The sequence below is a fragment of the Natronorubrum halobium genome, from assembly GCF_051351675.1.
Lineage (GTDB): Archaea > Halobacteriota > Halobacteria > Halobacteriales > Natrialbaceae > Natronorubrum.
Map to the genome: position 1 here is coordinate 46,517 of NZ_CP195596.1, position 14,438 is coordinate 60,954.

Here is a 14,438-nt window from a genome sequence, read left to right on the forward strand (position 1 = left end):
ATGACGCAAACAGCAGTCGTAACCGGTGCTAGCGGCGGAATCGGTCGCGAAACGGTACGGGAGTTCGCTCCGGATCACGACGTCGTCGTCCACTATCACCGCGACAACGAGACCGCAGCGGACCTCGTCGACGATGTCCGCGCTCGAGGGAATCGATCGCCGTGCAGGCCGACCTCGGCGACCGCGACGGCGTCGCCGACCTCTTCGAGCGCGCTCGAGACGAGTTCAAACGGGTCGACGTGCTCGTGAACAACGCCGGTCGCCCGCCGGAGCGCGGCTTCGCCGACAGATCCCCAGCGAGCGTCGACCGACAGCTCGGCGTCAATCTCACCGGGCCGATCTACTGCTCGCAGGAAGTCGTCGAGCGGATGGCCGAGCGCGGGTACGGACGAATCGTCAACGTGGCGTCGACGGCGGGAGCTCACGGCAGCCCGTCGGACCCCGTTTACGGCGCGTCGAAAGGCGGGCTGATCGCCTTGACGAAGTCGCTAGCCAAGCGGTACACGAGCGATGGCGTCCGGACGACTGCCGTCGCTCGTCCGTGACCGATACGGCGCTGCTCTCGGCGGAGCGGCGAGACGACGCGAGCGAACTGTTTCCAGAGGACCGCATCGTCGACCCGGCCGAGGTCGCCGCGACGATCCGCTTTCTCGTGACCGAAGCGTACAGTTCCGGTAAGGTACTCGAGATCGCTGGCGGGAGATACCTGTAACGCAGACTGGGGGTTACGAAACGTTAATCCTTCTTCCGTAATAATGGGAGACCGTACATGACCAGCGCAGACACCGTACTCCGCGATGAGTATCAGCTATTCATCGACGGGGAACAGCGTCCATCCACGACCGGGGAGACGATCGCCGTCGTCGACTCGGCGACGGAAGAATCGTTCGCCACCGTCGCAGCCGGCGACGCCGACGACATCGATCTCGCCGTCGAGGCCGCACGCGACGCACAGACGCGATGGCACGACACGCCGCCGGCAGAGCGGGGACGCGTCCTCGGACGAGCCGCCGCCCTCATCAGAGAGCGCAGGGACGAACTGGCGGAACTGCTGACGGCGGAGAACGGAAAGCCGCTCTCGCAGTCGCGATCCGAACTCGACGTTTCCGCCAGATACTTCGAGTACTACGGCGGTGCGGCGGACAAACTACAGGGCGAGACGATCCCGATCGGATCCGAATACGTCGATTACACGATTCACGAACCGCTCGGCGTCGTCGGACACATCGTCCCGTGGAACTTTCCGGCGTCGCTGTTCGCACGGAGCGTCGCCCCCGCGCTCGCCGTCGGGAACGCGTCCGTCGTCAAGCCGGCCGAACAAACGCCGCTCACGGCCGTCGAGTTCGCAAAGATACTCGACGAAGCGGGCGTTCCGGACGGGGCGATCAACGTGGTCGCCGGATACGGCGCGGATGCGGGAGCGCCGCTCACCGAGCACCCCGACGTCGACGGAATCTCCTTTACCGGCTCCGTCCCGACGGGGCAGGAAGTCGCGGCGACGGCAGCGCGACAGCTCAAATCGGTTCACATCGAAGCCGGGGGGAAGAACCCGAACGTCGTCTTCCCGGATGCGGACCTCGAGGAGGCTCTCGAGCAGACGCTGATCTCCATTTTCACCCGTAACGCCGGCCAGGTGTGCTCGGCGGGCGATCGGTTGATCGTCCACGAGGACATCAGAGCGGAGTTCGTCTCCCAACTCGTCGAAAAGGTTCGGAACCTCTCGGTCGGACCCGGAGTGGAGGATCCCGACGTCGGGGCGCTCGTCTCGGAAGAGCAGTACGAGAAAGTCCGCGAGTACATCGAGATCGGAATCGGCGAGGCCGGCGAACCGGTCGTCGGTGGGCTGCCCGACGACGAGGAGACGGGCTACTTCATCGAACCGACCATCTTCGACGGGGCGAGCAACGACCACCGGATCAGCCAGGAGGAAATCTTCGGCCCGGTGCTGTCCGTGATCCCGTTCAGCGACGAGGCGGAGGCGATCGAGATCGCGAACGACACCGAGTACGGCCTGAGCGCCGGCGTTTTCACCGAGGATCTGCGACGGGCACATCGGTTCGCTCGAGACGTCGTCGCCGGACAGGTCTACGTCAACGAGTGGTTCGCTGGGGGCGTCGAAACGCCGTTCGGCGGCTACCGGCAGAGCGGGTTCGGCCGCGAGAAGGGATTACAGGCCCTCGAGCAGTTCACCGAGACGAAGAACGTGTGTCTCAACATCGATCCAGAGAGACCGTAATTCGCGTCGACCCGCTGCGAACGGAAACGTCCCCCTCCTCCCGTGTTCTGACGCTATCGGTTCTGGTAGTCCGGATCGCGATCCTCGAGGAAGGCGTTCGCTCCCTCCTTCTGATCGTCCGTTCCGAACAGGAACGCACCGGCGAGTCGTTCGTACTCCAGTCCCCCCTCGATGTCGAGGCTTCGGTTCATCGCTCTCTTGGCGAGTCGCTGGGCGACGGGTGCTTTCGACGTCAGTTCGCTCGCCATCGCCATGACCTCGTCGTCGAACTCCGACTCGGGATAGACGTGATTGACGAGACCGATGTCCGCCGCCTCGTCGGCGTCGATGATTCGTCCGGTCAGGACGAGTTCCCGGGCGATTCCCCCACCGACGATGTGAACGAGCCGCTGTGTCCCGCCGCCGGCCGGAATAACGCCGATGCTGACCTCGGGAAGCCCGAACTTCGCGTCCGGCGTCGCGAGTCGGATGTCGCAGGCGAGCGAGATCTCCGTTCCGCCGCCGAGCGCGTAGCCGTCGACCGCCGCGATCGTCGGTTTGGGGAGGTCCGCGACGTAGTTGTACAGCCCCTGGGCGTACTTCTCTCCGTATTCGATCCCGTCCATGTGGTCGAACTCGGCGAACGAGTCGATGTCGCCGCCGGCGATGAACGAGCCGTCGCCGGCCCCGCGAAGGACGACCGCTCGAACGTCCTCGTCGTCGGCGACGTCCTCGAAGGCCGCTCGAAGCTCCTTCCGGGTGGGAATGTCCATCGCGTTTCGCTTCTCCGGTCGGTTGACGGTGACGACCGCGATATCGTCACGCCGCTCCGTGAGTACTCGGTCTCCCATGGAGACAGCATCCGCGTACGGCTATTTAGTTCTTTGTCAGGGGGCTACGAGGGTCAGCGATCGCCGTCGAGTTCCCAGCCGACGAATGACTCCTCGAGCGGAATCTCGAGTGCGCTCAAAAAGCGGGCCGTCGCGAGGTAGTGTGTCGCGACGAGCGTAATCCCGACGACGGTCGACTCCTCGAAGTGGTCCGCGACCGCCTCGAAGCAGTCGTCGTCGACCGTATCCCGGACGACTGCACGGGCGTATCGCAACAGTGCTGCTCGCCGTTCGTCGAAGACGTCGAGGTCGTCGCGAGCGATCGCCAGCAGTTCGTCCTCGGAGACGCCACACTCGCGGGCGATCGGCACGTGCTGGTGCCACTCGTACTCCGCGTCGAGGGCCCGGGCGATGGTGAGAATACAGCGCTCGAGGTCCGCCGGCTCGAGTCCGCCCTCCGACCAGAGCGTCGATCCGTACCGCATGTACGACTGCAGCGCGTCCGGGTTGTTCGCCATCGCACAGAGGAGGTGGATCTCGCCCATCGCGTCGTCGCTCAGGAGGTACTGGTAGTCGTCGGGCAGTTCGGACTGCGTTCGCAGTGGAACACGTGCCATGAGTGACGGTCGTTCCCACCACTATTGAACACGAAGGGTAGCGGACGAGAGGTAACTTATTAAGCGTCGCTTGCTGTACGTCGTATATCTGATGCAGCCTCGCTGGCGTACACTCAGCACGATGTTCGTTGTCCAGTGGATCGGGAGCCTCACGTTCCTGATGTTGACGGTCCTGACGCCGTTTCTCAAGGACGATTTCGGCGTTACGACGACTGAAATCGGTCTCCTGATGACGATGCTCTACGCCGGCTACTTCTCGTCGCTGACCCTCGGCGGCGTGCTCACCGATCACGCGGGAGAGCGGTTCGCGCTCGTCCTCGGCATGGGACTCATCGGGTTCATGGCGCTCGTCGTGAGCGCGTTGCCGACGTTCTGGTCGCTCGTCGTCGGGGTCTACTTCCTGGGACTCGGCTACGGCTCCGTCCCGTCGGGAACGAACAAGGGGATCTTCGACTGGTTCCCGTCCGACCAGCGAACGGTCGGGATCAGTATCAAACAGACGGGCGTGATGTTCGGCGGGGCGACCGGTGCCGCGTTGCTTCCGGTCGCGGCGACGTGGATCGGCTGGCGTCCGGCGACGGCGAGCGTCGGGCTCGTCGCGCTGTGTACGATCGGGCTCCTGTACGCCTACTCGCCGAAGGACGTCCCGACCGGCACTCGAGTGCCGCCGATTTCCCAGATCGTCGAGAAACACCGGCGTCTCCTTCGACTCGCGAAGCGCCGGGACGTCTTTCCGTTCCTCCTGAGTGGGGTGCTATTCGGTGCGACGCAGTTTACGCTCATGGCGTACATCGTCCTCTATCTCACCGAAGAGTTGCTGCTCGCGCCGGCCATCGCCGGACTCCTCTACACGGCGATGCAGCTCACCGGCATGGGCTCGCGGATCGGATTCGGCGTGCTCACGGACTCGTACTTTCTCGGCGCGAAACGGCTCGTGCTGGCCGGTATCGGCATCGCCGGCTTCGTCGTGTACGTTCCGTTTCTCTTCCTCACGGCGGACACGAGTCCGTGGATCGCCTTCGGCGTCTTGCTCCTGGTCGGGGCGATTTCGCTCGGCTACAACGGCGTGTACCTCACCATGGCCACGGAGATGACGACCCCCGACGAGGCCGGCGTGACGACCGCGATGGCCGTTACCGCGGTCATGGCCGGCGCCGTCATCTTCCCCCCAGTTATCGGGCTGGTGATCGACGTGACCGGGAGCTACACGGTTCCGTTCGTCTTCCTCGGCGTTGCAACGCTTGCAGCCGGAATCACGGCGGCTTTCGGGACGAAAAACGGGACGACGGAACCGACCTGACCGACACGGGCGATCCGTGTCGATTCCATCACGTCACAGCTGACGGGTCCGAGTCCGGTTTTCAGTAGCGCAGGCCGGAAAGCTACTTTTCGACCGCCCGCAGGTACTGCCGCGGCCACTCGATGCCGTCCACACCCAATCGCTCCGCCGCGTGGAGCGCGAAGTAGGGATCGTGGAGGTACTTCCGGCCGATCGCGACGAGGTCGGACCGGCCGTTTCGAATCACCGCATCCGCCTGTTCGGCCGTCCGAATCTTCCCGACTGCGGCCGTCGGGACACCGGCTTCGGTCCGCACTCGCTCGGCATAGGGAACCTGATAGTTCGGTCCGGCGGCGGGAACCTGCTGGTCCGGGTGGATGCCGCCCGAACTCACGTCGACGAGGTCGACGCCCGCTTCCTGTAACTCGCTCGCGAGTCGGATCGACTGTTCGACGTCCCAGGACGGCCGGTCGTCGAGCCAGTCGCTCACCGAGAGCCGGACGAAGACCGGGTACTCCGTCGGAACCACGTCTCGAACGTCAGCCGTGATCTCCCGGAGCAGTCGCGTCCGGTTCTCGAAACTCCCGCCGTACTCGTCGTCGCGGTCGTTGGTCACCGGCGAGAGGAACTCGTGGAGGAGGTAGCCGTGAGCGGCGTGTATCTCGATAATCCGGAAGCCGGCCTCGAGGGCGCGCCGCGTCGCCGCCTCGAACTGCTCCCGGAACCGCTGAATATCGTCGCGGTCCATCTGCCGATACTCGACCGCTCCGTCGGCGTACGGCCACGGTTCGCTTCCCGGGCCGATCGCCGTCCACCCACCGTCGGTCGGTGACACCGGGTCATTTCCGTCGGCCGGCCGCGATTTGCTCGCTTTTCGACCCGCGTGGCCCAGTTGAATCGCCGGGACGCTTCCCATCTCGTCGATGAACGACGCCGTCCGCTCGAGCGCGTCGCCGTGGTCGTCGCTCCAGATCCCGAGATCCTGCGGCGAAATTCGTCCGTCGGGGGCGACCGCGGTCGCCTCGGTCATCACGATTCCGGCACCGCCGACTGCCCGACTCGTCAGGTGGACGTGGTGCCACTCCGTCGCGATTCCGTCTTCGGCCTCACACGAGTACTGACACATCGGTGAGACCATAATGCGATTCGGGACGGTGACGCCCCGAATATCGTACTGATCGAACAGCGGTGAGTGCATAGAAGAACCACTGTCGGACGACCGTAAAAACAGTTACTACTCGAGCGGGAGAGGATCGGGGTCCTCGTAGCCTTTCAGCAGGTTGCGAGCGATCGTTTTGAGTTGGATCTCTGACGGTCCCTCGCCGATCCGTCGAACCCGCGCTTCGCGAAGCCACCGCTCGAGCGGGAGATCCGAGTCGACGCCGGCCCCGCCGTGAATCTGGACCATCCGGTCGAGGACCGTCCAGAGCGTCTCGGTCGTCTGGTACTTCGTGATCGACGAATCGTGGCGGATGTCGTGACCCTCGTCGTATCGCTTCGCCGCGTGGTACACCGAGTACTTCGCCGCTTGAAAGTCGACGGCGGATTTGGCGATCTTCCACTGGATCGCCTGTCGGTTCGCGAGCGGTTCGCCGCCGACCGTCCGTTCGTTCGCCCAGTCGATTCCCATGCGAATCGATTGATCGATCGGACCGAGCGAGTTCGCGGCGTAGAGCACTCGAGATTCGCCGAGACACTCCTTTGCGATACTCAATCCGTCGCCGACGTCGCCGAGAACGTTCTCGTCCGGCACCCGGACGTCGTTCAACGTCACCTCGAAGGGGTACTCGGGTCGAATGACCGGAATGGAGCGCATCGACACGCCGTCGTCGTCGGACGGGACGAGGAACGTCGTGATACCGTGGTCGTTGATGTCGCCGTCTTTCGGTTTCGTCCGTGCGAACAGGATCAGGAAGTCGGAGTCGCCCGCCCACGAAATGTAGTGTTTGGTGCCGTTGATGACCCACTCGTCGCCGTCCTTTTCGGCCAACGTCTCCATGCCGCGCGGATCCGACCCCGCCGCGGGCTCCGTGAGCGCGAAACAGCTGTCCTTCTCGCCGTCGACGCACGGCTGGAAGAAGTGCTCCACCTGGTACTCGTCGGCCGTCTCGAGATACGCGGATGGCTCGCCGACGGTCAGCCCCGGACCGAGTTCGACGACGCCGAGGCCGGCCTGGTAGAGCCCCATCCGGTGTTTCGAGAGTTCCTCGAGGACGACACACCGTTCGACCAGATCGAGACCGCCGCCGCCGTACTCTTCGGGAACGCCCATCGCCCAGAAGCCGGACTTCTTGGCCTTCTCTCGGAGCCGGTTGCGGTCGTCTTCGGGGATTTTGATCGGGTGAGGTCGAACGTTGTCCGTGAGCTCCGGGTTCTCCGGGTCGAGGTCGTGATACCGATCGATGTCGTCCGCGAGGTCGTTCAGAATCGGTCTAAACTCCTCGTCGACGAACCGACGAATCTCCTTGCGTAACATCGTGGTCTCCGTCGAGAACGATAGCTCCATGATTTGCGATCACGCCGTAGTTTGTGAGAACTGCACGTAAGTGTTTGGGTATCACACACCACAGAACCGGTAGCAGGCGGACGATACCGCCGTCTGAACCGTTTTCTCGACTTGGCTCTCGAGACACCCTCTCGGGTCGCTCGAGGGAGTCGTCGCTCGTTCTCCGACGCGCCGCGAATAACCCACTCGCCGACGGGACAGGAACTCGGATTTCGCCGGCGGTTCGATTGGAACGGAGACGGGAAAGGGTCGTTACCGGTGAGCGATATCGAGTTCGACTTCGTTGCAGGCGCCGAGGATCAACTCGGGCAACTCCTCCGTAAAGTAGTCGTCGCGCATCCGGTGTGCGGGGCCGGGCACGCTGATCGTCCCGACGAGTTCGCCGCTCGGTCGGCGTATCGGTGCAGCGACGGCGCGCAGTCCTTCGATGTGTTCCTCATGGTTGAACGCGTATCCCCGTTCTCGAACCTGCTCCAGCGCGTCCAACAGTTCGTCACGGTCTGTAATCGTGTTCGGTGTCATCTGTGGCAGTCCGGTTTTCTCGAGGATTTCGTCGACCTCCGCTCGGGGCTTGTGAGCCAGAATCGCCTTTCCAGCGGCCGTCGCGTGTAGCATTTTGCGACGGCGCCCGATGCGACTTCCCGTACTCACCGCGTGTTCGCCGGTTGCAGCGCGGACGTAGACTCCGTATCCGTGTTCATCGACGACGAATTGCACGCGTTCGCCCGTTCGGGTCGCTAACGTCTCGATTCGCGGTTCGATCATCGAGTACACCGGATCTCGGTGTTTGACGTACTCCCCGAGATCGAGAAACCGCAGACTGAGCCGGTACTGGTCACCCTCTTTGACGAGGTAATCGCAGCCCTCGAGCGTCTCGAGATGGCTGTGTACGGTGCTCTTCGGCCATTCGAGGTGGTTCGCGAGTTCCGTGACGCGCGCTCCGTCCAGATCACGCAGCGCCTCGACGACCTGCAACGTCTTCTCTATCGATCCGATCGTGTTGCCCCCGTTTTTGCCGTCTTGTTTCATGGTCACAGTATTCGTGACCACGGCATATAGTGTTCACCATTACTGAACCCAGCGTGATAGGAATTGACAACCCACAGGCGATTTTCCCGAAGATATCCGGGCTAATCGACCACCTCATCGTACCGGAACAAGTGTTTTACATATGTACTCATGTAACGGAATCGGTATCGCACGTCGAATCCCTCGCCATTTAGTTTACACCCGAACTGTCGTAATTCAATAGCACGGATGAACGGCGATAACCGTGGTTACGATTCACACGCCGGTCGGAATGCGAGTTGAGGACCGTCTACGCCGCTCTCAGCCCGTTCGAAACCCTGAGTCCCATCGCGGTAATTCGATCCGAAAGGGTGGTGCGATACCGTACGCGCAATCGCGAACTCCGCCGCGAGTACAGCCGACCGAGAAGGAATCCGGGCGGGAGCGACGAGTGGGCGCAGCCCACCGCGTTCAGCGATGACGGACTTTATATAGTAGCCCGCTGCTCACTCGAGGGCCCGCCGAAAACCGGCGGACTGCGCCGGATCAGCTGCACGTACTGTCACACCAGCAGTGACGAAAACGAGTGCACGGACGCTTTCCGTCCACCATCGTTGAACTTCCCTGTCAGACACGTTATTTTTGCGGTGCGTTCTCACGGGTCAACACCTTTATGGCTGCGTTTCTCGTTCGATACATCCATGCGAACCTTCGACAAGGCGATCATCACCTGTGCAGTCACCGGTGCGATCCACGTTCCGACGATGTCGCCGCATCTGCCCGTGACGCCGGACGAAATCGTCGACGAGGCCGTCGCGGCCGCCGACGCCGGTGCGAGCATCGTCCACGTCCACGTCCGGGACCCGGAAACGGGCGAACCCACGTCCGACCTCGAACTGTTCCGTGACGTCACCGAGCGTATCAAAGCCCGGAGCGACGTTATCGTCCAGCCGACGACGGGTGGCGCACCGACGATGTCGGTCGAAGAACGGGTGGCCGTCGTTCCGGAACTCGAACCCGAGATGGCCTCGTGTAACATGGGCTCGATCAACTTCGGACTGTACCCGATTCTGGACGCGTTCGAGGAGTTCGAGTACGAGTGGGAACGGGAGTATCTCGAGGGATCTCGGGATCTCATCTTTCCGAATACGTTCGAATCGCTCGAGACGCTGCTGCCGCTGTTCGCCGAGCACGGAACCAAGCCCGAACTGGAGTGTTACGACGTCGGTCACCTCTACAACGCCAAACACTTCGTCGACCGCGGGCTTCTCGAGACGCCGATTCACATCCAGTTCGTCATGGGGATTCACGGGGGAATCAGCGCCGACCACGATCATCTCCAGCACCTGGTCCGGACGGCGGAGAAGCTCTTCGGCGACGAGTTTTCGTTCTCGGTGATCGGCGCCGGACGGATGCAGATGCAGCTGGGAAGTATGGCCGTCGGACTGGGCGGCCACGCTCGCGTCGGTCTCGAGGATAGCCTCTACATCCAGAAGGGTGAACTCGCGGAGAGCAACGCCGAGCAGGTCGAACGGATGACGACTCTCACGATCCAGCTGACGGGTCGCGAGATCGCGACGCCGGACGAGGTCAGATCGTTCCTCGGTCTCAAAGGCCAGGACGCGGTCGATTTCTGAATCCGCCGTCGGCGGTCACCCATACATTTAATAACGGCCACAGATTTTCTGCGAACGAACGTTCAATGAGCGGTTCAAAGCTCCAGATCGACGGTTCGACCGCACTCGTCACGGGTGCGTCGAGCGGAATCGGACGGACGATCGCAGAAACCTTCGCGGCCCAGGGCGTCGACACGACGATCTGTTCGCGCGAGCAGGGGAACGTCGATCCCGTGGCCGACGAAATCAACGAGAGCGACGCTCCCGGCCGAATCCTCCCGATCGAGTGCGACGTACGTGATCGGGAGGCCGTCGATCGGATGGTGGCACGAACGGTCGACGAGTTCGGCGGGCTGGACGTACTCGTCAACAACGCGGGTGCCGCCTTCAAGTGCGACTTCGACGAACTGAGCGAGAACGGCTGGAAGACGATCGTGGACATCAACCTCAACGGCGTCTACAACTGCTGTCACGCCGCGAAAGACGCGTTGAAGGACGGCGGTGGCTCCGTGATCAATCTCTCGAGCATTCGAAGCCAGGAGGCGGCCCCACACGAAACACACTACGGCGCAGCCAAGGCCGGGGTAAATAGTCTGACGGCGTCGCTCGGGAACGCTTGGGCCGCCGACGACGTCCGAGTCAACGGCGTCGCTCCGGGGTTCATCGCGACGCCGGGAGCGGTAACCGTCGGCGACACGGATCCGGACGAGATCGATCGGACGACGGTGGATCGGCGGATCGGCACGACCGACGAGATCGCGGACGTCGTCGAATTCCTCGCCAGTCCGGCGTCCTCGTTCATCGTCGGCGAAATGATTACCGTTCGCGGCGTCCCAACGTTCACGGAAAAGCCCGACTGAGGTCCGGATGACCGACGAATCGCTATCGACGACGGTCATCGAGGAGACCGGCTTCCTCTCGTGGCTCGGATTGTCGGTCGAGTCGGAATCGGACGGACGAGCGGTCCTCACGTTACCGCACAGGGCCGAACTGACGAACGTCGGTGGTGACGTCATCCACGGCGGGGTCATCGCCACGATCATCGATAACGCGGCCGGATCCGCGCTCAGGACCGTCCTCGAGACGCCCGAGACGGCGACGTACGCGACGACCGATCTGAACGTCTCCTACCTCCGTCCGGCGACGGACGACCTCCGGGCGGAGGCGACCGTTCGTCGACACGGGTCGTCGATGGCGGTCATCAGCGTCGTCGTCCGCACTCGCGGAGACGGCGACGACTGGACGGACGTCGCTGTCGGGCGGGGGACGTTCTTCATCGGGACGGACGGGAACTGACCACGGGCCGAAACCTGATCGAAGCGCTTCGATTGCGGGACTCCTTCGAATGCGGAAATCGGTGCCGGGCGTTCTAGCTCCGAGTGGGCTTCCATCTCGGGAGCTGCAACCGGAAACCTGCCAATAGGCGACGGTCGACCTCTCGAGAGCGCTCTCCGGGCCGACGCGACGGGTCGGAGTAACGTTAATGATGGGCGGCTCCGTACCGTGAAAGATGGACGCGGACAACTCGTTACCCCTGTCGGGGATGAGCGTCGTCGAGCTCGGAAACATCGTTTCCGCCCCGTTTGCCAGCCTGTTGCTCGCCGATCTCGGCGCCGACGTCGTCAAGGTGGAACGACCCGGAACGGGTGATATCGTACGGAACACCGGCGACAGCGGCGAAGCGATCATCAACGCGTACAATCGCAACAAGCGGTCGCTCACGTTGGACCTCAAGACGGACGCCGGACGGTCCGCCTACCACGAGTTGGCCGGCGACGCGGACGTCGTTATCGAAAACCTCGGCCCCGCCGTCGTCGAGCGACTCGGGATCGGCTACGACGACCTTCGAGAACGCAATCCGGAACTTGTCTATCTCTCCATCAAAGGGTTTCACGAGGGGCCGTACGGCGACCGGCCGGGGATGGATATGGTCGCGGAATCGATGTCCGGGCTGGTCGCGATGACCGGCCGTCCCGGCGAGGACCCCGTCCGCGTCGGAACGTCGATCGCTGACATCGGTGCGGCCATGTACGGCACCATCGGGATCCTCATCGCCCTTCGGGAACGCGACCGGACCGGCGAGGGCCAGCGCGTCGACGCCTCCCTGTTCGAGTCCGCGGCGCAGTGGATGGGCTACTGGGCGACGTACGCGGATATGGTCGGTGACGACCACCCCCCGCTCGGCTCGTCGCATCCGTCGTTCGCGCTCTACGACATCTTCGAAACCGATGCGCCCGACGAGCGGGTATTCGTCGGCGTGACGAGCGAACGGCACTGGCCCGCCTTTTGCCGCGCGGTCGACAGAACGGACCTGCTCGCGGACGAGCGCTTCGAGACGGCTCCCTCCCGAATCGAAAATCAGGAGGCGCTCGTCGACGAAGTCGGCGACGAACTCCGCACGTGGGATCGCGATGCCGTAGTCGATGCGCTGCTCGAGGAGAACGTCCCGGTGGCGCCGGTGAACCGACCGTCCGACCTCCTCTCCGACGAGCATCTCGAGGAGGCGGACGTCCTCACGACGGTCGACGGTACCCACCGCGGGGAACGGCGTCGGCTTCGAACGGTTCAGACGCCGATCCGGGGCGACCGAATATCGACGGAACAGCGGCTCGACCCGCCCGCACTCGGCGAGCACTCGCGTGCGGTCCTTCGGGAGGCCGGGTACGACGAGGAAACGATCGCAACGCTGTTCGAAGACGGCGTCACCGACGAACCGGAGCAGAACTGAAGCCGCCGGACGGAACGGGACACCGGGTTCAGCCGGTGGCTGCTACTCCGAGACCCGCTCCGGAGATGTCAGTCAAGTAACGTCCGGTTACTCCTCGAGATAGCTGTACTCGAGGCCGCGAACGAGACGCGTGAGGAGCGCGTTCACCGATACGTCGACCCCTTCCTCGCGCCCCATCTCGACGAGGGCCCCGTTCACCTCGTCGAGTTCCGTCTTGCGCTCCGCTCGGACGTCCTGCAGCATGCTCGAGTCGTGGGAGTAGGAGGCTCGACAGGTCCGCACGATCTCGTCCATCGGGTCATCGGTGGTGAGTTCGATTCCTTTCGCATCGGCGACCGCGATCGCTTCTTCGACGACGAATTCCATCACTGCCCGCGTTTCGTCGCAGTCGACGAGTTCGCCGTTTGAGAGCCGCGTGAGCGAGGCGAGCGGTTTGACGGGGAGGCTGATGAGCTGTTTCGACCAGATGTGGGTGGTCGGATCGTCGACGACTTCAGCCGGTAACGCCGCCTCAGAGAGGGTTCTTGCGACGTTCCGGACGGTTGTGGTATCCCCGCCGCCGAACGTCGAGACGCCGTCGGACGTGTGCCTGACGCGACCGGGCTCCTCCATCACCGCCCCCTGATACGTGACGCCGGCGATCGCACGACGGTCGCCGACGAACTCTCGTAACCGTTCGTCGTGTCGGAGCCCGTTCTGAAGCGAGAGGACGGCGGTGTCCGGTCCGATACAGGCGGCGTGTTGCTCGAGCGCCGATTCGGTTACGTGGGACTTGACGAAGACGATGACGAGGTCGGCGTGACCGACATCCGCGGCATCGGTCGTCGCCGGAACGGCAACGCGGTGGGTGGTCCCGTCGGAGTCGATCCGGAGCCCCTGCTCGTTCAGGCGGTCGACGGCGGCCTGCCGGTGATGGAGGAGCCAGACCTCGTGACCGGCGAGCGCGAGTCGACCCCCAAACAGACACCCCAGTGCACCGGGTCCGATGACCGCGACCTTCATCGCGGAGTCCATTCGTTCATCCGGTGTGGCGTCCAGCCCTCGTTCGAACTGTTCGTCGTGGTCACGAACAGCGAGCCAGTCGCTCTGCCAGCGGCGCGTAGAGACGGTGGTATCATTCTCAGTGGCTATCGTTCTCACCAGCCGACAAAGAGTGTGTCGGACAGCAGTCCGTGTGCTGTGCTGCTGGAGTCCGTTCTCACTCGATACAGCAACGGTGTTTCGAAACGAACGGCAGTTCCCGACGTGCGGGTTCCGACACTATTGACCGCTGCTAACTCCGTATAATGTGTGATACTATCACACAAGCAAAAATACCTTTAACAAGCGCCGTCGCAATACCGACCGATGACCCGTGACCCACCGGAGCGAAATCCGTCGTCAGCGACGACTGCACAGCGGGTACTACCCCACCATTCGACACCGGTCTATACGGTCGTGACCGCAGTTGCGGAACTGGAAGACTGCACTCCTGACGAACTACCGCCGCTGTTCGACGTGATCGACCCCGATGCGCTGACCGAACTCGTCGCGTCGGACGGTGGCTTGACCGTCGAGCGGATCACGTTCCGGTATCTGGAGTACGATATCACCGTCACTCAGCAGCGGATACTCGTTCGCGCGGCCCAGTAACGGTTCG

14 protein-coding genes and 1 pseudogene are annotated in these 14,438 nt (G+C 63.3%); 9 read left to right on the forward strand and 6 right to left on the reverse strand.

From position 1 onward, the window contains the following. From ACSFC7_RS24225 to ACSFC7_RS24235, 3 genes and pseudogenes are all read left to right on the forward strand, one after another. Positions 1 to 545 (forward strand): annotated as a pseudogene (locus ACSFC7_RS24225) (SDR family NAD(P)-dependent oxidoreductase). Then, positions 542 to 712 carry a hypothetical protein gene (locus tag ACSFC7_RS24230; protein ID WP_436348472.1) on the forward strand — a complete coding sequence of 57 codons (171 nt, stop codon included), beginning with the start codon at positions 542 to 544 and terminating at the stop codon, positions 710 to 712. Before ACSFC7_RS24225 ends, ACSFC7_RS24230 begins: the two are co-directional and overlap by 4 nt. A gap of 57 nt (positions 713 to 769) precedes the next feature. Continuing rightward, on the forward strand, positions 770 to 2,236 hold the full coding sequence (locus ACSFC7_RS24235) for an aldehyde dehydrogenase family protein (protein WP_436348473.1): 1,467 nt from the start codon (positions 770 to 772) through the stop codon (positions 2,234 to 2,236). A 53-nt stretch (positions 2,237 to 2,289) separates the two neighbouring features. On the opposite strand, the gene ACSFC7_RS24240 is transcribed toward ACSFC7_RS24235, so the two are convergent. Both ACSFC7_RS24240 and ACSFC7_RS24245 read right to left on the reverse strand, forming a co-directional pair. Next, positions 2,290 to 3,066 carry an enoyl-CoA hydratase/isomerase family protein gene (locus ACSFC7_RS24240; protein WP_436348474.1) on the reverse strand — a complete coding sequence of 259 codons (777 nt, stop codon included), beginning with the start codon at positions 3,064 to 3,066 and terminating at the stop codon, positions 2,290 to 2,292. A gap of 53 nt (positions 3,067 to 3,119) precedes the next feature. Further along, positions 3,120 to 3,662, reverse strand: a complete 543-nt coding sequence (locus ACSFC7_RS24245; protein ID WP_436348475.1) for a carboxymuconolactone decarboxylase family protein — start codon at positions 3,660 to 3,662, stop codon at positions 3,120 to 3,122. Between the two features lie 121 nt (positions 3,663 to 3,783). On the opposite strand from ACSFC7_RS24245, the gene ACSFC7_RS24250 reads away from it, so the two are divergent. Beyond that, positions 3,784 to 4,962 (forward strand): MFS transporter, encoded by a 1,179-nt coding sequence (locus tag ACSFC7_RS24250; protein WP_436348476.1) that lies wholly within the window; start codon positions 3,784 to 3,786, stop codon positions 4,960 to 4,962. Between the two features lie 82 nt (positions 4,963 to 5,044). Here the strand turns inward: ACSFC7_RS24250 and ACSFC7_RS24255 are convergent, their stop codons facing one another. From ACSFC7_RS24255 to ACSFC7_RS24265, 3 genes are all read right to left on the reverse strand, one after another. Then, positions 5,045 to 6,139, reverse strand: a complete 1,095-nt coding sequence (locus ACSFC7_RS24255; protein ID WP_436348477.1) for an NADH:flavin oxidoreductase/NADH oxidase — start codon at positions 6,137 to 6,139, stop codon at positions 5,045 to 5,047. Positions 6,140 to 6,175: 36 nt separating this feature from the next. Beyond that, complete coding sequence (locus ACSFC7_RS24260; protein WP_436348478.1) at positions 6,176 to 7,447, reverse strand: acyl-CoA dehydrogenase family protein; 1,272 nt, start codon at positions 7,445 to 7,447, stop codon at positions 6,176 to 6,178. Positions 7,448 to 7,699: 252 nt separating this feature from the next. Next, entirely contained in the window at positions 7,700 to 8,476 is a 777-nt protein-coding gene (locus tag ACSFC7_RS24265) for an IclR family transcriptional regulator (RefSeq protein WP_436348479.1), read from the reverse strand. A gap of 680 nt (positions 8,477 to 9,156) precedes the next feature. On the opposite strand from ACSFC7_RS24265, the gene ACSFC7_RS24270 reads away from it, so the two are divergent. From ACSFC7_RS24270 to ACSFC7_RS24285, 4 genes are all read left to right on the forward strand, one after another. Beyond that, positions 9,157 to 10,092 (forward strand): 3-keto-5-aminohexanoate cleavage protein, encoded by a 936-nt coding sequence (locus tag ACSFC7_RS24270; RefSeq protein ID WP_436348480.1) that lies wholly within the window; start codon positions 9,157 to 9,159, stop codon positions 10,090 to 10,092. 65 nt (positions 10,093 to 10,157) lie between these two features. Next, entirely contained in the window at positions 10,158 to 10,931 is a 774-nt protein-coding gene (locus ACSFC7_RS24275; protein ID WP_436348481.1) for an SDR family NAD(P)-dependent oxidoreductase, read from the forward strand. 7 nt (positions 10,932 to 10,938) lie between these two features. Beyond that, entirely contained in the window at positions 10,939 to 11,367 is a 429-nt protein-coding gene (locus ACSFC7_RS24280) for a PaaI family thioesterase (protein WP_436348482.1), read from the forward strand. Positions 11,368 to 11,581: 214 nt separating this feature from the next. Then, entirely contained in the window at positions 11,582 to 12,799 is a 1,218-nt protein-coding gene (locus ACSFC7_RS24285) for a CaiB/BaiF CoA transferase family protein (protein WP_436348483.1), read from the forward strand. Between the two features lie 87 nt (positions 12,800 to 12,886). On the opposite strand, the gene ACSFC7_RS24290 is transcribed toward ACSFC7_RS24285, so the two are convergent. Then, on the reverse strand, positions 12,887 to 13,813 hold the full coding sequence (locus ACSFC7_RS24290) for a ketopantoate reductase family protein (RefSeq protein ID WP_436348484.1): 927 nt from the start codon (positions 13,811 to 13,813) through the stop codon (positions 12,887 to 12,889). A gap of 333 nt (positions 13,814 to 14,146) precedes the next feature. On the opposite strand from ACSFC7_RS24290, the gene ACSFC7_RS24295 reads away from it, so the two are divergent. Next, a complete protein-coding gene (locus tag ACSFC7_RS24295; protein WP_436348485.1) occupies positions 14,147 to 14,431 on the forward strand; it encodes a HalOD1 output domain-containing protein in 285 nt (94 codons plus the stop codon). Positions 14,432 to 14,438: the final 7 nt, after the last annotated feature.